Here is a 24,602-nt window from a genome sequence, read left to right on the forward strand (position 1 = left end):
TGTAACGTTGTACTCTGACCTTCGGTAATTGTGCTATTATTTCCGGCATCTGCAATTGGTGTTACTATAGAGACAATTACTTCATCTGTATCATGACACATATTGTTATATACGGTTACTGTGTAGATACTTGTATTACTAGGAAGTATAGAAATTGAAGATGTGGTAGCTCCATTACTCCATAAATAGAATCCTCCACCGGTAGCATTTAATGTAGCTGTAGCCAAAGCACATATAGTTTGGTCAGCTCCTGCATTGGCAGATGGAGTTGGGTTAATTGTTATGGTTACAGAATCTACTTTTGCACAAAAGCCATTCGAAACAGAAACCGTATATACTGAATTTACTGTCGGACCGACAGATATAGACGAACCTGTGTTTCCATTACTCCATTGATAGGTTAAACCTCCGGAGGCTGTTAAGGTTGCAGTCTGTCCACTACAAATTGAATTGTTTGCACTTACAGAAACAGTAGGAGTAGGGACAACGTTTACAGATGTAGTTGCTGTACTATTACAAATTCCATTTGTTACTGTTATAGAATAAATAGAATTGATTGCAGGTAAGATAGAAATGGAAGATGTTGTTGCACCGGTATTCCACAAATAGGCACCACCCCCAGTTGCACTTATAGTTGTAGTATCTCCACTACATACAAAATTCGGACTAGTGAATACAATTACAGGAGATGCTACAACAGAAACATGCGTACTGTCGTAAACAGTGCATCCTGATTGACTTACAGCTACGGTATAAGTAGTGCTTTGTGTGGGTGTTGCTAACGGATTAAATATTCCTGAGTTACTAATTGATAGGGAAGGAGACCAACTATAACTTGTTCCTCCGCTTGCACTAAGTTGAGCAGATGTTCCGGAACATATAGTTGTATCATTACTTACAGTGGAGTTTATGTTTGTAGTTACTGTTACCGGAATTACGATAGAGTCTAACGGACAACTAACTTTTAATTTAACTTGGTAAACTCCCGGAGATGAATACGTGTGAGTAGGAGTTTGGAGTGTGGATGTATTTCCATCTCCAAAATCCCATTGCCAATTGTTTATAGGGTCCCATAAATTACATTGGTCAATTGTGTCTGTAAATACAATAGGAGAGCCACAAGTAGGGGTAGGGGAATGAATAAATCCTACATTAATTTTTTGTTGCAATTTAAATACTCCTACAGTAGTTTGATTATTTCCAATTAGCCAATTGGGCTGAAAAACACCAGTTGTGGTAGGAAATTTAATTGCGCTTCCTACTGCCCAATGCCCAACAATAACCCTAAAATTGCAACCGGAGCCAATGGTTTGCATGCTTGTTCTTTGCGAGTTGTAAGAGGTTCCGAAACCAGAGCAAGAAATTAAGGTAGAAAGCGTAGGATTCATTTTTGCTACATACGATGTTCCATGTGGTAAAATTCCACCACCACATTTTGGTATACTATCGTAACCATAACCGGAGAAGAATACTTCATTTGCAGAATTAATGATAATACTTTCTGCTCTTGTTACCCATCCGTTATGACCAAATAAGGTAGAGTTAAGCAGTGTATTTCCATTTGAATTTAATTTCACAACAAATGCTTCCCATAAATTATTATCATAGGTGTTGTCATAAGCTCCGAGAGTAATCGGAAAATTGATTGATTCTGTTAAGCCGCAAATATATACATCTCCAGTTGTAGTAACAGCAAGATCGGCAGCCATATCTATATCAGCTCCACCAATGAATGTCGCCCAAATCATGTCTGAACTTCCGCCTCCAGCAGGATTCAATTTGCATGCAAACGCATCCGACATACCCCCAAATACAGTTTGATACGCACCGGGAGTAACAGGAAAATCCGTAGAGGTTGTTTCTCCAACTAAATAAATATTTCCGGAAGCATCTAAGTGTAATCCTTTTCCGGTTGAGTGGTCATAATTAGAAGCCCCTGGAACATCCAGTCCGTTTGCTCCTCCAATGTAAGTTGAATAAATAAGAGCGGAGCCGGTATTGTTTAACTTAGAAATAAATGCATCAAATGAATTGGAGGTAACATCAAACGCTCCCGGTGTGGTTGGAAAATCATTACCAACTCGAGATGTTTGACCAGATACAACAGCTTCTCCGTTGGCATTAATTCTAATGTTGTGGCCTAAATCAAACCCTAAACCACCTAAATAGGTACTATAAAGCAGCGTATTTCCTGCGGCATTTAACTTAAATACAAATGCGTCTGTGCTATCGCCTCCGGCACCACCGCCATCTATAACAGTACTAAATGCACCGGCTGTAGTAGGAAAAGGAATGGAGCTAGAGAAAAAGCAATCACAAATACTGTTATATATTTTGGGGATTGTATATCCGGTAACATAAACCTCTTGTGTTGCATTATCAACGGTAAGTCCATAGCCTCCTTCAGAACCATCTCCTCCAACAGTGGTTGACCATAGTAAACTAGAACCTGTTGGGTCAAGTTTGAAAACAAAAACATCCAATTCCCCCATAAACACTCCACTTGTTACAGGAAAGCTGGAATAATAATATCCTGTTCCATACACATTACCTACGTTGTCAATTTCCATATCCCATAAAGGAGATTGATTTCCTGCAGTTGTAGGTCCAGCATATGTTGACCATTCAAACACAATGGGATCGATTATTAACGGAATACGTGTGTCGTATTTGCCTGAAATTACAAAGCCATACGTGTTTTCATTAACTAACGTAAACGCGGATGCAATTTCTGTTTTTTGTCCGTTAATAATTTGGTAAGTGTAAGGAGCTTTTTCGGTTAGTGTTCCCCAAGCGTTTCTTATTATCAAATCTCCGTTCGAATCAATTGATAGCTTCTCTGTTTCTTTACACACAAACTGAATTTCTTTATAATTCGCTCCGGGATTTAATACGATATCGTATTTTAAATTGCCTCCATGTTCGTAATACACAATGTCTGTATTAGAATAAATATTTTTATAGGTAACAGAAGCATAGTTGGCTACGTTTACAATATTTTTCTTTGGATTTCCGCTTCGTATAAAATTACTTTTAGTTATTTTTTGTTCACCGGCAACTAATTTGGCATTCGGATTGTGATTAGCAAATTCAATGTTCCACACCAATTGCTGTGTTTTATTTTTAACATTTATCGTTTTTGTGATACTGTCTGATTTAATTTGTGCAAACACAATTTTATTATTCATGAACCCTATGTTCATTCCGGATGAGTGTGTTTGAAACAATATGTTTGCATTCCATTGTCCCTTATTTTCAGTGAATAGTAATGGAAATAGGTGTGTGCTTTTGCCATTAGAAAAAAGGGGGAACAACAATATAAGTAGTAAAACGGCAAAGATTTTATTTTTCATTGCTATAAATTAGTAGTTGGACCTATACACTTTCAATTATTCATTTGTGTATAAAAATTTACAAAAGAAAATTAACATTTAAACAAACAAGCAGCATATTAACGAATGGTGCGGTAATATACTGGTATATTTAGTAATTATCTATTCTTAGACAAACAGGTTCGAAATCTTCATTACTCAGTTTTAAAACTTAGTCTGGCTTTAAAGGAAGTGAGGAGAGAGTGCTTTCTCAATTAACTAGATATAACCATATAAACACAATTAACCCTTTATTCTATTTAACATAATGTTAATTATAAGGTAATTGTTTTACTAAAAAAGGAGGCTGTTCTAAAAAACAGCCTCCTTTAAATCTAATATTAAACTTCTAAAGGTTTAATTCTTTTGTAGCTTATGAGTTTGAAATTTATTGTTAGCATCCTGAACAGTAAGAATATAAATTCCTTTTGGGAAATTACTTAAATCCAATTGAAATTGATTATAGCTATCGTTTACAGATACGTTGTTCACAATAACTTGTCCGTACATATTTGTTACTGTATAAGACTTTATAGTATTGTCGATTGGCATTTCGAATGTAAATTCGCCATTTGATGGATTTGGGTAAACCAAACCTTTTGTATCTAGCGAACCAGTGTTTTCATTATCTGTTTTATTCGAACCTGTAACCAATGTTACATTGTAATCTTCTACTTCGCCTTTAAAGTTAGTTGCGCAAGGTGTAATATTTGAATTTGATCTGCGCATTATAACTCTCATTTTACAAAGACCTTGAGTTGCTGTTGTAGGAATAGAAATATTGAAATTATAAACAGCCGACCCACTATTAACGTATGTTGGACTAACAACTCTTTCGCCTGCATCTGTAAAGCTTCCGTTACGGTTAAAATCTATGTATATGGCATAATATTCGCCAAAAACAATTCCGGGATTAAACCCTGCACTAAATTGTCCTGCATTGTTAGAGCCTATTACTAAATTTGTATTTAAATTTGTATTTACATATCCACCGGTTTCTTTTCCTGATGTTCTTGTTATACTACCAATTTTAAAATAATCAATAAACTCGCTGCTGTTTGCTCCATATGCAGCACAAACAGATGAATAAGTTGTAAACTGGCTTGTAATATAGGTGCTTGTACCTGATGCACATGTTGCTTTTACACGAATATCATATAATGTAGATGGTGTTAAACCACTCAAGCTTGTATTGTTTGCACTTGTAACAAGTGGAGTTGACCAATTAGAACTATTAGCTGTTTTATACTCTACAGAATAAGTTAATCCTCCTGAAACTCCTGCCCACGAAACATTTGCGGTAGATGATGCAACATTGCTTAAAATAAGGTTAGTTGGTGCATCACAAGGTAAATACGCAGTGGTAAATTGACCATAAACGTAATTTCCATTTGCATACATGCAGCTTTGATATACTCGCCATTCGTAGGTTGTACTCGACAATAAACTTGTAACATTTTTTGTTGGACTAGAGGTGTGTCCTAATGATATCCAAGAGTTAGATGTATTGGCTAGTCGATAAGAAACAACAAAGTCTGAAGTGTTTGTATTATAACCCGATTCAGGCACCCAGTTTAATGTAGCGCTAGTACCGGTAATATTTGAAACTGATAACGAAGCTGGCTCAGGGCAAGGTGTTGAATAAGGTTGGGTTGCAGAGTATGCACTTACCGCATTGCCACAATCGGCATTTACTCTCCATTCTAATGGAGCAGTTTGAAATATTCCAGATATACTAAATGAGTTGACAGAAACGGTTGCAAGTGGTGTAAATTGGCTATCCCATTGAAATTTTAGTTCGAGATTATATGCGTTTGCTCCGCTTACATTATCCCACGTAAAAGTAGAAACGTTATTTGAATAACTTGCATTTAAATTAACGGGGGCATCGCATTGCGCAAAAGATTTAGCAGCAAAAGCTCCTAAAAGCATTAGTACAGAGAGGGCATTTTTTTTCATATTTTGGTAGTTTAAGTTTTGGTTAAGAATTTTTATTCGAAACAAAATTAGCCCAACCTACTCCGTGGCGTACTACCCCTAATGGGTAGTTTGTTGGGTTAAAGTTGAATTGTTTTTAACATAAAATTGTTAAATCATTGATATCTAATTGAAAGCATGAATATCTTCCTATAAAGAAGAAAATGTATATTTGATATCAAACCAAAAAAACAAACAAAATGATGCAAATTAACTTTTTAGTATTAGCCTTAGCGGCTTTAGTTCCAATGGTTGTTGGATTTATATGGTACAACCCAAAAGTATTAGGCAATGCATGGATGAATGCGGCCGGATTAACAGAAGAAAAACTGAAAGGCGCTAATATGGCGTTGATTTTCGGACTGAGCTATTTGTTTGCTTTCTTTTTGGCAATGTCAATCAATTTTATGGTTATTCACCAATTTCACATGCAGTCTATTTTGATGAATGAGCCTGGATTTCAAGAAACAGGTTCTGAAATTAATTTAATGCTTACAGATTTTTTAGCAAAATACGGTTCAAACTTTAGAACTTTTAAGCACGGTGCGTTTCACGGAATTATTGGTGGAATATTTACTGCACTGCCTATTCTAGCAACAAATGCTATGTTTGAACGCAAAGGATTTAAATACATAGCTATAAATGCAGGATATTGGATTTTAACCTTTGCTTTAATGGGCGGAGTTATTTGTCAATTTGCTTAAGCAATATAATCGGACAAATACGTAAATCGTTCCATTAACTTACCATTACTAGCAATAGTAGCTCTTTCAATAATGCCTTCTTTATCTTCGCGGAATAAGGAAGGCATTATTCCGTTTAACAACTCTTTACCAAAATCTTCTGAAGCATCACGAGGCAATTCACAAGGTAAATTATCTACTGCCATTACCGTTACAGAATGATTTCTAAATGGAATATCTTCTTGCTCTGTAGTTGGATTGTATCCATAAAATGGCTCATTTATAGTACTTGCCCTAACTGTACTTGGAATCGAACCATTAATATCACAGGTAACATCGGCTATTACGCTTATTCTAAAATCGGAACTGCGCATGTTATCTTTTGTAAAAAGTGCCGGAGTTCTGCTATCCCAAAAATGCCCGGTAATGAGCAAATCACACACCTTTGTGTAGGGAACAAAATTTGAAACGTAACTATCCGGATGTAAATAAAAGTCTTTCATGTTCCATGAACTGCCATCTTTAGCCGAATAATAATCTTTGGAGTGTAATTGACAATAAACAGGTTCTCGATACGAATTGTGTAAAAATTCATACGGTGTAACTTTTCTAATTTTTAAGGAGCTTACTGTTTCTACACAACCATTGGCAACACGCCCACCACCGGTAATTAAAATTTTAATATTGGGCAATTTTACACGTTTCAACTCCTCCTCTATCTCTGCCCTATCTCGGCATTTATTGGCAGGTTTTATATGAAATAAATCGTATTTTTTTCCATAGCCTAGCAATCCATTGTATGCTCCTACAATTCCTGCATATCGTCCAAATCCTATTAATCGGTTGTGCTCTTTATCTGTTAATGTTTCATAATCAACAAGTGTAATTCCTTTTTGGATAATGGCTTGTAGCAGTTTTTTATTGTGCGGTTGCTTTTTAATGGTGTGCGAAAAAAAGAAATATTTTTTATTAGGAATAAGCTTATCTATTGGAATTTCCTTTACTCCCATCAGAATATCGCAATTGCTTAAATCTTCTTGTAAAGTGAGCCCAAAGCCTAAATATTCAGAATCTTCATAAGAACGTATGGTAGATGGTTGAATGTATATTTCTAGATTCGGATATTCCTTCAAAAGCTCAGTGCATTGCAAAGGCGTAAATGGTACACGCTTATCCGGTGGATTTTTTTCTTCTCTTACAATTCCAAGTTTTATGGTAGAAACTGACATATTAGCGTTATTTAGGTTAAAGGTACGTTTTTTGCTACTTTTACAAATAAGTTCACTAGTTTAAAGTTTCAAAGTTGATTATGTATTTAACTAGTTGAGTTATTTTGTTCTTTGTTTTATTATGAATTGAACTATTGTTTTTCTCTTTGTCTTATTAATATTTAGAGTTTAATTCCTTGGGGTCGACATGGTTTTGACAGCGAGAGAAATGGTGTGTAAGCATGCCGAGTGTTGTGAATATGACTCGTAAATCCTAATTCTCAAACAAATAACAGGCGAGTATAACTACGCTATGGCTGCATAATACTAAGTATTAGCAACCTTTGTTTCACGGAAAGCCACTCCTAACAGCGTTCCGATACGAAACATTATAAAAGTTGGGATTGTTTGCTCTATATCTCTACAGTAAACAATATCAGAGGTTAAGGATTAGTTTTGGTTGGTGTTTTATACGAGCTAATCTCGAAAATTAAAAAACAATAAGCATGTAGAAAGCTCATTAATTCCTTGTTTGGACGTGGGTTCGAATCCCACCGACTCCACTTGGAGGGAAGATTCTGAAAACTCAGATTTCTTCCCTCCTTTTTCGTTAAAAAAAGTTGGTCTAATAATTTTTTAAAAATATGAAATCAAAAATATTTATCAATTTAGCAGTAAAAGACCTTGCAAAATCGGAAAATCTGTATTCGCAAATAGGCTTTACCAAAAACCCTCAATTTTCTGATGATACGGCTTGTTGCATGGTTTTTAGCGAAGAAATTTTTGTAATGTTATTGACTCATGAAAAATTTAAAACCTTTGCTACTAAACCAATAGCAGATACAAAAAACAATTTAGCCGGAATATTCGCCCTTTCTGTTGATAGCTTAACTACCGTAACAAAAATTGCAGATAATGCTGTAAAAGCCGGTGCTACCGAACCAAGACCATTTACGGATTATGGCTTTATGCAAATGAGAGTAATTGAAGATTTTGATGGACATACATGGGAAATTTTTTATATGGATATGAGTAAATTCCCTCAAGGTCAATAATAATAAATCATATGACAGAATCCATTTATCCGTGTTTATGGTTTGATAACAATGCCAAAGAAGCTGCTACTTACTACTGCTCTATTTTTAAAAATTCACAAATAATTAACGAAACTCCCTTTGTAGTTATTTTTGAAATTAATGGAAGTAAATTTATGGGGCTAAATGGTGGCAACGAGTTCAAATTTAACGAGGCAGTATCTTTTGTAGTTAACTGCGAAAATCAACAAGAAATAGATTATTATTGGGGCAAACTTACCATTGATGGACAAGAAGGAAAATGCGGCTGGTTGAAAGACAAATATGGAGTTTCATGGCAAATTGTGCCAAGCATTTTAGGTAAGCTAATGAGTGATGCCGAAAAAGCACCCAAAGTGATGTATGCTTTTATGCAAATGAAAAAATTTGACATCGAAAAGCTTCTTAGTGTTTAAGTTAATTCTGGTTAAAGTTATTTCACCCCTCAATTTTATTACAACTATTTGTTTAGTACATTACAACAAATAATTGTATGAACCACTCTGAAATTTTATCGCGCTTTAATATTGATGCATTAAATAAAATGCAAGTTGATGTTGGAAAAGCTATTATCGACAATAATTCGGTAGTGCTAATTTCCCCAACAGGATCGGGAAAAACATTGGCGTTTTTATTGCCATTGTTACGGTTAATCAACTCGCAAGCAAACAATACACAGGCTTTAATTCTTGTTCCTTCTCGCGAATTAGCCATACAAATAGAACAAGTATTTAAGCAAATGAAAAGCGGTCTTAGCATAACTTGTTGTTATGGCGGACATTCAACTCAAATAGAAAAAAATAATTTAGATGCCAATCCACATATTGTTGTTGGCACTCCGGGACGCATAGCACATCATATAAAAAGAGGGACAATTTCTAGTCTAACGATACACACACTTATTTTAGACGAATTTGATAAATCTTTGCAAGAAGGATTTCATCAAGAAATGTCTTTTATAATAAATTATTTGCGCAACATTACAAAACGCATTTTAACTTCTGCTACCGAGTTAAAACTTATTCCAGATTTTGTTGGAATTGAAAATCCGACAGTGCTTGATTTTACAACGCCATCGCAAGATACCAAGCCTACATTAAAAATGAAATTTACCAGAGCAAAGGGTGTAGATAAATTCAATGCATTGTTTTTATTGTTGGGTAGCATTGGTAATCAATCAAAGATTGTGTTTTGCAATCATAGAGATACTGTTGAAAGAATTTCAGAGCAATTAACCAAACTAACTATTGAGCATGGCATTTATCACGGGGGATTGGAACAAATAGATAGAGAAAAGACATTGATAAAGCTAAGAAACGGAAGCATTCAGTTAATCGTTACTACCGATTTAGCCTCCAGAGGACTTGATATACCTGAGCTAGAAGCTATTGTTCATTATCAACTGCCAACCACGCAAGATGTAATGATTCACCGAAATGGCAGAACCGCGAGAATGAATGCAAGTGGAACAGCCTACTTCTTATTGGACGAAGGAGATTATCTACCTCCGTTTTTAGACACTAAACCGGAAGAAATTGATTTACCGAAAAAGTTAATTATACCTGAACCTTGCAATTGGAAAACACTTTACATTGCAGCCGGCAAAAAAGATAAAATAAATAAAATGGATATTGTGGGAATGCTATTAAAAAAGGGTGGATTGCAAAAAGAAGAGTTGGGAAAAATTGAAGTGCTTGACCACTCGGCATATGCAGCCATAAAAAGCGATAAAATTGTAAATACGCTTGATATGGTAAGAAATGAAAAAATTAAAAACAGAAAAATTAAAATGGAAATTTCTAGTTAGTGAAATTTATCTCTCTTAAAAACACAAAGCCCAAACAGTTGTTTGGGCTTTGTGTTTTTTATTGAATAAGAAACTGCTATTTTGCAAATAACATTTCTCTGTATTTTGGCAATGGCCACATCTCATCATCAATAAGCAATTCCAGCTTATCTACATGGTAACGGATAGTTTCAAAATACGGTTTTACTTTCTCGCAATAAGCAACAGCTTTCTTTTTTTGATCTTCAATATTATTTGCTTTTTTTCTTTCTTCTACCATTTCATCCACACTGTTTTTGATAACAGAAATATGTTCGGAAATATCATTTATCATATCCAACTGAGTTGCCGAAGCATCCATCCATGCCGAACTATTTGATTTTTTTGACTTTAAACTATCATCATCATATCCTGCACCGGCAGTTTGCATTTGTTTAGACTTTGTACTTTCCATGGTTGCAACACCAAATACATCTTTCAACCCTCGAACATTTTCAATTAAAAAATTCTGGTACTTAATGGCAGTTGGAATAATATGATTTATCGCTAAATCACCCATTACACGAGATTCTATCTGAATTTTCTTTGTGTATGTTTCTAAATAGATATCGTATCTGGCATGTTGCTCGCGGTCGTTCAAGATGCCATTATCATTAAATAACTTTATTGATTTTTTTGAAACGAAAGCATCTAACGCATCCGGAGTAGTTTTAATATTATTCAAGCCGCGCTTCTTCGCTTCTTTTACCCATTCTTCGCCATACCCATTTCCTTCGAACAAAATATTTTTAGTGGCAACTATATAATTTCGTAATACTTGGAATATAGCCTCGTCTTTTTCTACATCTTTTGCAATAAGAGCATCAACCTCTTTTTTAAACTGTACCAATTGATCGGCCATAATGGTATTCAACACCATCATTGGTCCTGCACAGTTTGCAGAAGACCCAACAGCACGGAATTCGAACTTATTTCCTGTAAACGCAAAAGGAGAAGTTCTGTTTCTGTCTGTATTATCTAATAAAATATCGGGGATTTTTCCAATATTTAATTTCAGAGCTGTTTTTTCATCAGGCGTCATTTTTCCTGATTTTACACGCTTTTCAAGCTCTTCTAACACTTGCGTTAACTGTGTTCCAATAAAAACAGACATAATAGCAGGAGGCGCTTCGTTTGCTCCCAAGCGATGATCGTTACCTGCCGAAGCAATACTCGCACGCAATAAATCTGCATTATCGTGAAATGCTTTTATCGTATTTACAAAGAATGTTAAAAACTGGAGGTTGGTTTTTGGTGTTTTACCCGGGCTTAACAAGTTTTTCCCGGTATTTGTTCCCATCGACCAGTTATTATGTTTACCCGAACCGTTTACGCCTGCGAAAGGTTTTTCGTGTAAAAGCACTCTAAAGTTATGACGCTTTGCTACCTTCTCCATCAAATCCATTAATAACTGATTATGGTCAACAGCTAAATTAGCTTCTTCAAATATTGGAGCACATTCAAATTGATTAGGAGCAACCTCGTTATGGCGAGTTTTAATTGGAATACCTAAGCGCAACGCTTCTATTTCAAATTCTCTCATAAATGCAGTAGCTCTTTCAGGAATTGATCCAAAATAATGATCTTCTAATTGTTGTCCCTTTGCAGGTGCGTGACCAAACAACGTTCGTCCTGTCATCATTAAATCCGGACGGCAATTGTATAATGCGGTATCAATTAAAAAATACTCCTGCTCCCACCCTAGCGTTGCTTGCACTTTAGTAACATTTTTGTCAAAATATTGACAAACATCTACAGCTGCTTTATCTAAAAAATGTACGGCTTTTAATAGTGGTGTTTTAAAATCAAGCGCTTCGCCTGTATAAGACACAAATATGGTAGGAATACAAAGTGTTTTTCCCATCAAAAATGCCGGAGATGTAGGATCCCAGGCGGTATAACCTCTTGCTTCGAATGTATTTCTAATTCCTCCATTCGGGAAACTGGATGCATCCGGTTCTTGTTGCACCAATTGTCCTCCTCCAAATTTCTCCATTGCTCCACCACCCGGCAAAGGCTCAAAAAAAGCATCGTGCTTCTCGGCAGTAGTACCAGTAAGCGGCTGAAACCAATGTGTATAATGTGTTGCCCCTCTTTCTATTGCCCACGATTTCATTCCGGAAGCAATTTGATCGGCCATTTTGCGGTCAACCTTTGTACTATTTTCAATAGCGCTTTTAACGCTTTCAAACGCCTCGTCCGACATATACTCGCGCATTGCTTTCATGCCAAAAACATTTTCTCCAAAAAAATCAGATACGCTTTTTTCGGGCGTATTTACGGTAACAGGTGTTCTTGAAAGTGCTGTTTCTAATGCTTTAAATCTGAATGTAGACATTGTTATGATTTTTTTAATGAATACTAATTTTAATACAACGGAGCAAAAATACCACAATTTTAACAAACCGACAACAAAAAACGGGGGTCTTCTCAAAAAAAATATGTTTTTTTTGAGAAGGCCCCCGTTTTAAATACACAAAACCACCTAAAAGCTATTTTACAACATTTACATGCCCCACAAATACCTTTCTTATACCTTCCAAATCCTTTACCTGTATTTGCCAAACATACGTATCTTCTTGCACCCAGGTTCCATTAATCTTACCATCCCAACCTGCATTAACACTTTGAGTTTCCCAAATTAACTCCCCCCATCTATTAAAAATCTTTAGACTATAACTTCCCTCTTTTATTCCAAACACAGTGGGTGCAAAAAATTCATTTATTCCGTCACCATTAGGTGAAAATGTGTTAGATATATATAATATAAAATCTGGTGTAACGGTTACTTTCTTTGTAACAGAATCTATACAGCCGTACTGATTTGAGACTACTTGCTTAATGATATAAGTGCCCGTATCGGCAAATACAACAATAGGATTTTGTTCTGTAGAAAATGAATTGTTCTCGTTAGAAAAACTCCAAAACCAATTAACAGCCCCAAAAGACAAGTCATCAATTTGAATTTGTCCTTCCGATAAATTAATAGTAGCCGGGTTAGGTTCAAATCCTGCTAAAGGAATAGGATAAACTTGTATTGTTTGAGAATACAACATTGTGTTACTACATCCATTATTATCAAAAACGATTACTGCGGTTTGATAGGAACCACTTTGAGTAAAACAATGTGTTGGACTATTAATAGAAGATGTATTCCCATCTCCAAACTGCCAATTTACCGACTGAGTATTTGGCGTGGAATTATCAAATACAACACATAGAGAAGGGCAACCAGCTGTATCGCTTGCGCTTATTGACATAACAGGAAGTTGATTTACCAGAACAAATACATCTACAGTATCGGAAGGTGTTCCGCAATTGTCGTTTACGATAACAGTGTAGGTTGCTGAAAGTGTTGGGGTAAGAATAAAAGCAGCTCCATTTGCATTGGATGGAATCCAAGTAAATGTATAATTTCCATTCCCTCCTGTTGCATTCACTGACAGTGTAGTTTGATCACCTGCACATACAGCTACAGAAGGGGAAGCTATTGCCTGTAATGGCAATCCTACATCAATTGTGGTTGTTATAGATGCATTACATGAGCGTGAATCAATAGCAGTTATTTTAAGCACCGTATCAACACTTGGTGATATATTTAACACTGCGGATGTCTCTCCTGTGGACCACCAATATTGATATCCAGGGATTCCACCAGAACTCGCAGCAGTAAGCGAAACCGATTGACTCAAACAAATTGTTGTTGGTCCCGATATATTTACAACTACCTGACTTGGTTCTGTAATTTGTACGGTTGTAGTTGAAACACAATTTAATCCATCTGTTACGGTAACAGCATAAATTCCTGCGCATAAACCCGTTGCGTTAGATGCAGTTTGAGCCGGAATAGAATTCCAATAATATGTAAATGGTAAATTTCCTCCTACCGTTTGTACAAGTGCACTTCCATCGCAAGAGGCAAAGCAAGTAGCATCGGTTTTTGTGCTATTTAAAATCAATGCAGGCGGTTGACTGATTTGAACACTAGTAGTTGCTGTACAATTGTTGGCATCCTTTACCTCTAAGGTGTAGGTTCCTGCTGCTAATCCCGTAGCTGCAATAGTACTTTGCCCATCACTCCACATGTAGGCATAAGTCGGAGTTCCACCTAAAGCAGTTATAACTAAAGCACTACCGTTATTGCCGCCATTGCAACTTACATTTGTAAGACCCACAGAAACGCTCAATACAGCCGGCTCAGTAATTACAACATACTGAAGTGCACTACAATTATTCCCATCTGTAACAGTTACTGAGTAAGTCCCTGCAACTAATCCAGTGTTTGTAGCACTTATGGCGGCATTGCTCCACAAATACGAATAAGTACCCGTACCCCCTAATGCAGAAACCGCTGCCCAACCATCATTTAAACCAAAGCAGCTTGCGCTTACTTGATTCAAAACACTTACACCTAAAGCTAATGTTGGCTGCAAAATAGATACCGTATTTGTACTACTACAACCAAATGCATCTGTAACTATTAAACTATATGTTCCAACAGATAATCCGGAAACGCTTTGTGCAGTAACATTTCCCGGTTGCCACAAATACGTATAAGGAGAAATTCCATTCCCTGCCGAAACTACTGCACTACCATTGTTACCCCCATTACATTGCACATTACTTGGTGTAATCGTTGAAGTAGGTAGGGAATTGATAGTTATAGTTGCGGTTGTAGTATCTCTATCCCCTCCGGAATCACTTAAAATTACGGTATAAGTACTGGTTGCTAAAGGGCATGCTGTTATAGTTTTAGTAGTAGCACCTGTATTCCACAAATAAGAATAGTTTCCAAGCCCTCCAATGCCGTTTGCCGAGACAGTAGCACATGCACCTGCACATACTGTATCTCCGGTTGCAGTAACTGTAACGCAAGGCACAACAGTTATAGTATCAAATACCTCCGTACTACAAAAAGGAGAAAATTTTACAACTTTATGAGACACAACAAACTGTCCGGATACGCTAAACGTAAAGGCTAAGCTTGTTGACCAAGCATTACCCACAACTGCATTACTGCTATTTTTTACAGCCCATGAATGCATATAACCGGATCCTACAGAACCAGTATTAGTAAATGTTACGAAACTACCCAAACATACTGTTGTTAATGAAGGTGTAAAACTTGCATTTAAAGGAGGGCCATTACCAACACCAATAGAGTACGTTGACACTTTTGCACAACCGGCAAAATCGGTTACTGTAAGTGAATAAACTCCAACTGTAAGGGTATTAATTGACCCTGTAGTTGCACCGGTATTCCACAAATATGCATACCCAAAATTTATATTATTGGGGGTACCTCCGGAAGCACTTACACCTATAAAACCGTTGTTGGGCAAGCCACAGTCCGTATTTGTAACATTTGCAGTAACCGTTAAAATTGGAGGTTGAGGTAGATTATAAACCGATGAAGCTGAACAACCACTTGCATCTGTTACGTTTAGTGTGTATGAACCGGTTGTTAACCCTGTTGCAGCAGATGTTGTTTGACCGTTACTCCAAACAAACGAATACCCCGGATTACCTCCCGTAGGAGCAACGGCAATGCTTCCATTGGTTCCGCCATGGCAAGCAATTCCATTAAAGGAAGTAATATTTCCTGTGGTTAGTATTGGCGGTTGAGTAATTTGAATCATACCCATTCCTGTGCAGCCATTTACATCTTGTATGGTTACGCTATAGTTTCCTGCCGGGAGTGCTGTGGCAGTTGCAGTGGTTTGTCCATTGCTCCATACATATGAAAGGGCACCTGTACCTCCTGTTGCACCTACCGTTGCTATTCCTGTGGCACTACCAAAACAACTTACATTACTTACAGTAGGCGTGGTTACCGTAATTCCACTATTATTTAGAATAACAACCGTTTGCGTATTAAAACATCCTGCATTATCCGTTACAGCCACGGTATATGTTCCTGCGGTTAGCCCTAAAGCCATTTGCTGGGTAGAACCATTGTTCCACAAATACGTAAAAGGAGAGTTGCCACCAACAGGTGTTACAGTAGCACTGCCCTGTAATCCACAATTTACATTGGTTTGACTCATGTTTAATACAGCCCCGTTAGCACTATTAATTGTAACAACCGTTGTATCTGTAAAATTTGGACAAGAAGCATCTGCTACATAAAGCGTATACGCTCCTGCGGACAAACCAGTTGCTAATGAGTTGGTTTGCCCATTACTCCAACTATAACTGTATGGTGCAGTTCCATTTGTAGGAGTTACCGTGGCAGAACCATTGCTACTTCCACAAACGGGAGCAACAATGCTAATTGTTGTATTTAACGGTGGATGTATGCAAGGTGCTACAAGTTGACCTAAAGACTGTACAAATTTATCGCCACATACTATTACTTCGTTAGTTGCACTAACATATACATCGTAAACCGCCCCAGGAGAAGCAGCTGAAGTAACAAAGTTTAAGTTTTGATCGTACACTGTTACTCCAGTTTGTGTTCCTACATAAATGTATTCGCATTTATCTACTTCAATTCCTGAGTTTCTTAATGCTATAGCGCCAAAAACATTTACACTTGAAATTAAATTTCCTGTTACGGCATCCCGTTTTTTTAAATTCACACCCTCATAAGTATATACGTAGCAATTAGAAGCAGCAATAGAATTATTAGATGCCAACGTTATCAAATCTTTATAAATAGCGCAATAATATGCAAAGGTTGTATAGCCAGAAGGCACACTCCAGTTTTGAACAAGAGAAGGAGAAAAGCTTCTAACAAATCCTTGACTTGTAGTGCTGGGTTTACTACTGGCTATAGAATATACCTTTCCGTTAGGAGCCTGCGCAATTGATTTTATTTCACTTCCGGTTGTAGATAAACTTAATTGAGCTGTGTTAGCTCCTGTGGCGGGATTTAAACTTCCGATAGCTTCTCGACCCGAAGCTCCGGCTATAATTAATCGATTAAGTGTATTATCAAATTGCAACCCCCAAGGTTCGCCACGCAATAGATTATCGCCAGTAAACAAAGGTCCCCAAAGAAGAGTACCTGCCGTATTAAGCTTAATATATCCCTGATTAGTATAAGCGCCATAAGAATTACCTGCATTATCAACAGCAAAATCTCCATATCCATTTGGGATTCCGACTGTAAGATATGTCCATTGCGGAACTCCGGCAGAATTAAGCTTCTCTATTTTCCAAGGAGACCCCGAACCAGATACATAAATATTACCAGCTGCATCTACGCCCACATCATACGCCTTATTTACGGTTGCAAAAGTGGGGTTTGTAACCCAAGGGTCGATTACAACCATTTTTGTAGTATCGTATTTTCCTAGCTTAAAATAAATGGTACTGTCAGACACATAAAAACCAGATGGAATATTTCTTTTATCGAAATCATAAAATGTTATGGGGGCATGATCAACCACATCTCCAAACGCTGTGGCAAAAAGAATATTTCCCGATTCATCTTTTGTTATTTTTTTTGCTCCGGTATACTTCATAGCCACCTGAGAAGGATTGGCTCCGGGATGAAGAATTAATGAATACTTTATTCCTTCTACTTCATGAAAAACATACTCTACATCAATATTGGGATATATATTTTTATAAATAATTTTTCTAAAGGTGTGTGCGATAAAAGTTTTGGGGTTGGATTTACTCGATAAATCGGGATACGTAAAATAGTGCGCAGACGGAATCTCCGCTAAAATTGTTGGATTAGCATTTGCATTTTGCCACTCCATGTGCAGCAGGAATATCTTAGGAACTTCATCCCCCTCTAGTTTTTCTATATTTACAGATTCTTTGTTTTTCCTCTCCCTTTCTTCCTTCTCTTTGTCTATTACTTCTAATTTATCATGACGAAATGTTAATCCTTTGGTAGTAAAATAAATTTGAACACCGCCATTATCTATTGCATATAAAATACTATCATTTCTAAAATTAGTTTGCGCTGTAAATTGTCCAACGTTTTCAATAAACTCTTTATGTTCAAATGGTTTGTTTATCCATTTCTTCTGATTTAGTGAAACTGATTGAGAGTCTGAGTATAGATACAACAATATAAAGAAGTACAATAAGATTCCTTTTTTTAAAAAAAATGTACCTCTTTCACTCATTTAGGGATTTACTCATTTGCAAGTAAGTAAATATATACCATTTCTACGCCTTATTCAAGACATAGAAATGGTTATTTCCAATGAATTTCGATATATCCCTTATACGTTTTATCTTCTATTGTAAGTATAAAATAATAGGTACCGGCTACCACTTTATTATTCCCAATTTTTGCCGAAGATACATTTACTGTTCCATCCCAATCATTTGCATAGTTATCTTTAGAATAAACAACATCGCCCCATCTATTAAACACTTCAAACTTATTCCTACCCCACTTTGTTAGATTTTTAACTACAAACAAATCATTTATTCCATCTCCATCCGGGCTAAATGCATTTGGAATATTAATAGAATAGTCTTCGTTTACAACTACAATTTTCTGAGCAGTTGCGGAACACCCATATTGATTTGTAACAACTAACGTAACAACATAGCCCGACAAATTAGTTGCTTGGTAAGTGTGAGAAGGGTTTGCATTCACCGAATCCAACGTACTATTATCACCGAAATTCCATGCCCACGAACTATAATCAGAACTTGTATTTGTAACTTGAATAACCGGATTAGCCATATCTACCACACTTGGTGTGACATTAAAACTAGCCTGAGGGCTTGAATAAACTGTAATCCCCCCTCCTAACGTAGTGCTTGCAACACAACCAGCCGCAGTATTTATGGTAAGACTAACTGTATAAACACCTGATGAATCGTAACAAATATTTTGTGGACTTTGCAAATTAGAAGTTAACGAATTTCCGAAATTCCAACTCCAAGATGTTATGTTATCTCCGGGATAAACCATTGACAAATCGTTAAAATTAATACACGTTTGCATACAAACACTGTTATCGCTAACACTTACAGATGCTGTTGGTGCTGTAGCTACAAGTACTCGAACGCTATCATTTGCTGAAGGACAAACTCCGTTTACAACTGTCCAAACAAACTGGTAGGTACCCACCGATAAATTACTAACCAAAGATGTAGGCGAAACAGAATTAGAGATTACTGCCGTAGTTGCTCCCGAAGATTGAACCCAAGCACCAGTTGACAATCCGGTTAAAGGAGTCGCTCCAAAGGAAGCAGATGCATTAGGAGCACAAATCGAAATATCTGCGCCCGCATTTGCAATAGGCACGTTGTACGTTTTAATTTTAACAGTATCTTTTGCTGCGGCACATACCCCATTATTTACAGTCCAAACAAAATCATATGTTCCTTCTTGCAAACCGGTAACATTCGTATTCGCATTTGCAGGAACTGCAAAAGTTGCATTGGTGGGTGCTCCAACCAACTGACTCCACATACCTGTAGAAGAACCTTGCGTATTTGTGCCCGTCATAAGTACGCTATTAGCGGCACAATAAGAAGAATCAACACCTGCAAAAGCTACAGGTTTATTATACACTACAACTGTTGCAGTATCAATTGAACTGCAATATCCGGCACGATTTACAGTAACCGTATAAATAGTTGTTAATGGATTTATACCTGAATTAGTAGCCGTAAACACCGGATTTGCAATAGCAGTATTACTTAGTCCGGAAGAAGAATTCCAACTATAAGTATATCCAATAATTGGATTAGCTCCAATAATAGCAGCTTGTCCATCGCACAAGCTTGTATCTGTTGCTTGATTTCTTAGAGGCAGACTAAATGGCAATTGAGCAGGGTCGCAAACACAAAAGCTCGTTGCCGGATTTACCACAACAATCATTCTACAAGCAACACCTGCCGGAAAATTAAATACTGAACTATAAGGGAACACTGCATTATTACCTGGAATAATAGTATTAATTGTATCTGTTGCAATTAAATTATCTCCAATATCAACAATACCGTTATTATTCAAATCAAAATAAAAACCTAATATCGTATTAAACCCGGGCGCAACTGTTTCTCCCGAATTAACGATATCAAAAGAAACATGTGCTGTTTCTCCATTAGGTGGATTAGGAACACTATACCCCGAAACATTAGTAAAAGTAAGTAGTGATTTGAGTGAAAAAATATCTAATGTATCTAGCCCTGTTAAGACACTAATTCCACACATTTGATTACTTGCTACACAAAGTACGTTGGTGGAAGTTGTTGTTCTTGCATAAAACTGATACACGTTACACGATAAAACATTTGCTGCAGCTTGAAACCCAATAGTAAAAACGGTACTATCTCCTGCCAATACACCAGATGGCAATAACCACGAAACGTACTGGGAGCCATTAAATATATAGGAAATTGGATTTGTATTTACAGGTGAATTATGAACTCCTATAAATGAAGCAGGCGTGTATGTTACACCAAGTGGCAACATAACCGTAACAGAATCCTGTCCTCCAAATGCTAAGGGTCCATTATTTTTTACACGAACTCTCAATATTTGACTACCATTACATGGAGTAATATAGTTTAGCTCTTTTAATTTTACATCTGCAAAATAATTTGGAGTAGCCCCAGTAATTGAAAGCTGTGAAGACAATGTTACTAAACGCCCTGCGGGTGAGCCACAAAAACTCTGAGCTTGATAATAAAATACAGCTGTGCTCCCCGACAAGTAACTGCAATCTGTAGTTACTTGAAACTTAACTTTTATAGCATTTAAAGTCGGAGATAAAATTCCTTGTAATCCATTTCCTCCGATTGTAGAATTTAATGTTGAAATATTCCACTGCCAATTTGTGCCACCAACATTTGTTGGATTTGTTAATGGAACATATCCTGATGTTATTGGATATAAAATTTGGCACGACCCAGGGACAATTGTTACTCCAACCGGTAATTGGGCATTGAGTAATACCGAATAGGCATTTCCCATTTGAATATTCTGCCCCTCTACAACAAAGGTAGATGTGTCGCATAAGTTAATAGAACTTGAGGGTGAAATGACATTAGTTACTAATAAAGGCGTCTGAGGAAATACTTTAAGTTTCATTGATTTAGGCGACACACAAGTATTAGCGTTGATGTTTGCCGGATACCCATTGCAATTCCAACTTTGAACCAGTATTAAACTGTCAGGGGTGCAACCCAAGTAAGAAGTACAAACTTGGTAATTCTTTGTGGCTCCCGCATTTAAAGTTCCTAATTGGTAAATTCCTCCAACAGGTGAAATTACATTATTATTAGACAAGTCCTTAATGGCAGTAATAACTACACCTGTATTACCTTGTGAAGCAATCCATGTATTTGGAGCGTTATTATTAGTAACATTAGAGACTGAAATATTCCAACACACCACCGAACTAGTTGCAACTTGAGATGGGTAGTCGGCTTGTAGAAAAAAGTTGGGACCTGAATACAAAACACCATCGCCATTAGTACTTATCAACCTTGATGTTGAAGAATCTAGTTGAGCAGAAGGATTAAACTTCCATGTATACAATATATTCGAAGTTGTATTTTGTACCACATTGCAATTAGGCGAAATTGTAATAGTGAAAATTCCATAAAACCCATCATCGCTTCTATGTATTGTAGGATTAATACCCGAGTATAAATTTCCTACTGGAAACACCAATATGTTAGAGCTAGGATTTATTGGAGTTATTGCCAAAGTAGATGTTAATGCCGTAACTTGAGTTCCTGCCGTTTGATACTCATAAATACTCGCAGCCTTAAAGGAGTATCCAGTAGGTATAGTAACTGTCATGGTATCAATAAAGCTCCAAGATCTGTATTCATAAGGGAATAAATTTCCTCCAGCATAGTTGGAACAACAAGGACCAATACTTAAATAATAATTTTGTGTAGCTACTAAATCATTACAACCAATAGAATTGTACGCCCCAGGACCATAATTGGTAAAATAATAACCAATAATTGTAACATAGCCATTAAACGTATTGCACGAAAACTTATTAACCGAACTTACGGGATTAGCTATATTGGCTAAATAAAAACTGTTGCTTATCTGCGCTGTAATACTTGGATTACCGGTAGAGCTTCCGTTGTATTGATTTTTAACAACTCTATATCTTGGCTTAAAAACTAATGAATCGTTATTCAGATATAAAAAGTTGGATGGAACACATCCATTAGCAATTAAAACCGAAGCACTTAAATCATAGTTGAATGTGACAGAGGTAGAAGTTACAGCTTGTGATATACTACAAGTAGCAAACAATGCGTTGTTTCTATATATTTTCAAATCCCCTCCAATATAATTTAAGTACTCTCCATTTGTAATGGATGAAGATGCGTAACAATAATTCCAAGTGGGATAAACACTATTTGTTTTTACAGTTGCAAAAAATGATGTTTCTAACGTATCGTGATACATTAATCTGTCACGCCTAATCAAACTCGTATTTATGTTACCAGAGGCATCCTCTACCCCATTATTGTCGTTATCAGGTAATCCGTAATTAGATCTTAATGCAGTAAAATTTTTAAAATTTAAACCAACACAACTTTGAGGGCATACTACATTGGTGTAGCCTGTATCGGCCATAATTAGCATTTCACAAGAACACGATGTTGTTGTTGGTAAATAAGATAAATATAATTCAACACTGGAAACTCCGCCTGCACAAGAAGAGCAATTTGCGCCTAAATCAATCATCACCTCTGCTTGATCAGAAACAATACTTGTAGTAAAAGTAGCTACAACAGAATTTCCTGTAACTGCAATTGAAGTTGGATTATGAGTAATTGTACCAACGGCATTTCTAATTCTTATATTAGAAACTGAATTCGTAAATGTAATACACGGAGATAGCACGAACAAAGCTTTCCATTGCTTAGATGTTGGAGCCGGATATGAATTCTGATAACCGGAAATTAAAAAATTAAACACGCCCGTTGATCCGGAAACTATATTTGCAGGTGAAATATTATTTGAAAGAGTTCCTCGTATGGACTTGAATGACTTCCCAGTCTTCTCAACCAAGGTTATCACATTAGAACAAATATCTGAATAGCTACCTTTATAATTCCACCCCCCAATATATGGATCGGCACAACATGAAAATTGATTCCATCGGATTATAACAGAGTCTCCCGCATTAATAAGAGGGATTACGAAAGTTGCTCCTCCAATCGTATTCCCGTTCAAACATGAAACATTTTGGTTTTGCTTTGTTAACGTTGGTGTTAGCGGAGCAAATACACCATTATTTACTTTTATCTCAAACGAATTAAAAGACGATTGAAATGAAGGAGAGAATCCGTTGCTTAGCGATTGAAAAATTTCGATAGAAACATTAGATGCAACTCCTGCTCCAATATTTTCAATAAGTAATTGCTGTTGATCTCCGGTTCCTACTCCTAAGCAATTAGACAAACTAGATTTCGGAGTTAATTTTAAACTGGGGGTTAAACCATTAAATGTTACATTGCCTACAGTTTCTGCTTCCTGACACGTTTGACCACCACATCCCCACTGAGCTTTAATAGTAGAAGCAACCGAATTACAACCATTAATTTTCACATTTTCACATATAACAATACTCTCCCCACTTTCCAACAACGCATTTCCATTTCCTACTCCGGTAAAATGCGCTCCGTTAAGTAGAATAGTTGTTAATGATGAAGTATTGGAAGTTATCGTACCGTTTGTAACTGAAGTTATTTGAATATCTCCACCATGAGCATCCGACAACGTAAACTGGCTAATAGCACCCAAACCCCCATTTGTAATTGTTAAACATCTAGTAAAAGTTCCGCCAACACTACCTGCAAACGATTGATTTGAAAAGTTTGTTATGGATAAATTAGGTTCCTTTATTTGATAATTTAGTGATGTACTTGATAAAGTGTACGGTGCAGAATTTGCAATATAATTGACAGTATATGTGTTTTCAATTGGATTCCCTAAAGACAAATAACCTAAAACACTACATTCTACAGAAGCAGAATAGGTTATTACAACAGAACCACCCTGAGCTAAACTCGCTAAAGTAAAAGTTGGAGCACTTAAATTAGCAATTGATGACTGCCCAAAGCCTGTTACTGACCCAGGCACATAATTAACACCCGTAGGCATAGCAACACTAACAGAAAAATTAGTCAAATTAAACGTAGATGGATTATTAATTGTTAATGAAAACAACTTACTCTCTCCACAAATTGTTATATCCGAAGGAACTGTACTTGATACTGATATAAAATTTGTTTGAGAGGAAAGCGTTTTTATAAAAAAAACAACTATTGATATAAAAAATGATATTTTTCTTTTCATTGCGTGAATAGTTTATTCTACAATGATAATATACATTATATTTTCTATTTCCGATTAATAAAAAACAAAAGAGTTAAGGAATCTAAACACAAATAAAAAAGAATAAAATAGATATAAGTAATTGATAATCTACAAGTTAATCCAATAATAAAAGATAAATATCTTATATAGATAAACCTAAACTAGTTTTTCACAAATA

Annotated in this window: 10 protein-coding genes and 1 other RNA gene; 5 read left to right on the plus strand and 6 right to left on the minus strand. The window is 36.3% G+C overall.

Translation table 11 applies throughout. The features are described from left to right. Nucleotides 1-3,353 (minus strand): PKD domain-containing protein (locus J0M08_07430; protein MBN8702880.1); only part of this gene is annotated, 3,353 nt, incomplete at its 3' end. Nucleotides 3,354-3,728: 375 nt separating this feature from the next. After that, on the minus strand, nucleotides 3,729-5,330 hold the full coding sequence (locus J0M08_07435) for a fibronectin type III domain-containing protein (GenBank protein MBN8702881.1): 1,602 nt from the start codon (nucleotides 5,328-5,330) through the stop codon (nucleotides 3,729-3,731). 221 nt (nucleotides 5,331-5,551) lie between these two features. Between J0M08_07435 and J0M08_07440 the strand changes: the two genes are divergently transcribed. Beyond that, the gene (locus tag J0M08_07440) at nucleotides 5,552-6,052 is read left to right on the plus strand and encodes a DUF1761 domain-containing protein (protein ID MBN8702882.1); all 501 of its coding nucleotides are present in this window, start codon (nucleotides 5,552-5,554) and stop codon (nucleotides 6,050-6,052) included. Here the strand turns inward: J0M08_07440 and J0M08_07445 are convergent. After that, nucleotides 6,049-7,260 carry an alanine dehydrogenase gene (locus J0M08_07445; protein ID MBN8702883.1) on the minus strand — a complete coding sequence of 404 codons (1,212 nt, stop codon included), beginning with the start codon at nucleotides 7,258-7,260 and terminating at the stop codon, nucleotides 6,049-6,051. The genes J0M08_07440 and J0M08_07445 overlap by 4 nt on opposite strands. 178 nt (nucleotides 7,261-7,438) lie before the next feature. Between J0M08_07445 and ssrA the strand changes: the two genes are divergently transcribed. The 4 genes from ssrA to J0M08_07465 all read left to right on the plus strand — a co-directional run bounded on the left by ssrA (nucleotide 7,439) and on the right by J0M08_07465 (nucleotide 10,119). After that, nucleotides 7,439-7,805, plus strand: a transfer-messenger RNA (tmRNA) gene (ssrA, locus tag J0M08_07450). Between the two features lie 78 nt (nucleotides 7,806-7,883). Then, nucleotides 7,884-8,294, plus strand: a complete 411-nt coding sequence (locus tag J0M08_07455) for a glyoxalase/bleomycin resistance/extradiol dioxygenase family protein (GenBank protein MBN8702884.1) — start codon at nucleotides 7,884-7,886, stop codon at nucleotides 8,292-8,294. An 11-nt stretch (nucleotides 8,295-8,305) separates the two neighbouring features. Beyond that, complete coding sequence (locus J0M08_07460; protein MBN8702885.1) at nucleotides 8,306-8,728, plus strand: VOC family protein; 423 nt, start codon at nucleotides 8,306-8,308, stop codon at nucleotides 8,726-8,728. 77 nt (nucleotides 8,729-8,805) lie between these two features. After that, nucleotides 8,806-10,119: a DEAD/DEAH box helicase gene (locus tag J0M08_07465; GenBank protein ID MBN8702886.1), complete on the plus strand. Its 1,314-nt coding sequence runs from the start codon at nucleotides 8,806-8,808 to the stop codon at nucleotides 10,117-10,119. A gap of 76 nt (nucleotides 10,120-10,195) precedes the next feature. On the opposite strand, the gene J0M08_07470 is transcribed toward J0M08_07465, so the two are convergent. From J0M08_07470 to J0M08_07480, 3 genes are all read right to left on the minus strand, one after another. Next, a complete protein-coding gene (locus tag J0M08_07470) occupies nucleotides 10,196-12,475 on the minus strand; it encodes a glutamine synthetase III (protein ID MBN8702887.1) in 2,280 nt (759 codons plus the stop codon). 154 nt (nucleotides 12,476-12,629) lie between these two features. Then, entirely contained in the window at nucleotides 12,630-18,224 is a 5,595-nt protein-coding gene (locus J0M08_07475) for a gliding motility-associated C-terminal domain-containing protein (protein ID MBN8702888.1), read from the minus strand. 71 nt (nucleotides 18,225-18,295) lie between these two features. Beyond that, nucleotides 18,296-24,403, minus strand: coding sequence for a gliding motility-associated C-terminal domain-containing protein (locus J0M08_07480; protein ID MBN8702889.1), 6,108 nt, complete (start codon nucleotides 24,401-24,403; stop codon nucleotides 18,296-18,298). Nucleotides 24,404-24,602 lie beyond the last annotated feature (199 nt).

It is taken from the genome of Bacteroidota bacterium (assembly GCA_017303975.1).
In the GTDB taxonomy this organism is placed as follows: Bacteria; Bacteroidota; Bacteroidia; order JAFLBG01; family JAFLBG01; genus JAFLBG01.

Excerpts from the sequence above, each read along its gene's own strand:
- J0M08_07435 (MBN8702881.1), bottom strand. The coding sequence starts at position 5,330 with ATGAAAAAAAATGCCCTCTCTGTACTAATGCTTTTAGGAGCTTTTGCT.
- J0M08_07440 (MBN8702882.1), top strand. The coding sequence starts at position 5,552 with ATGCAAATTAACTTTTTAGTATTAGCCTTAGCGGCTTTAGTTCCAATG.
- J0M08_07445 (MBN8702883.1), bottom strand. The coding sequence starts at position 7,260 with ATGTCAGTTTCTACCATAAAACTTGGAATTGTAAGAGAAGAAAAAAAT.
- J0M08_07455 (MBN8702884.1), top strand. The coding sequence starts at position 7,884 with ATGAAATCAAAAATATTTATCAATTTAGCAGTAAAAGACCTTGCAAAA.
- J0M08_07460 (MBN8702885.1), top strand. The coding sequence starts at position 8,306 with ATGACAGAATCCATTTATCCGTGTTTATGGTTTGATAACAATGCCAAA.
- J0M08_07465 (MBN8702886.1), top strand. The coding sequence starts at position 8,806 with ATGAACCACTCTGAAATTTTATCGCGCTTTAATATTGATGCATTAAAT.
- J0M08_07470 (MBN8702887.1), bottom strand. The coding sequence starts at position 12,475 with ATGTCTACATTCAGATTTAAAGCATTAGAAACAGCACTTTCAAGAACA.
- J0M08_07475 (MBN8702888.1), bottom strand. The coding sequence starts at position 18,224 with ATGAGTGAAAGAGGTACATTTTTTTTAAAAAAAGGAATCTTATTGTAC.
- J0M08_07480 (MBN8702889.1), bottom strand. The coding sequence starts at position 24,403 with ATGAAAAGAAAAATATCATTTTTTATATCAATAGTTGTTTTTTTTATA.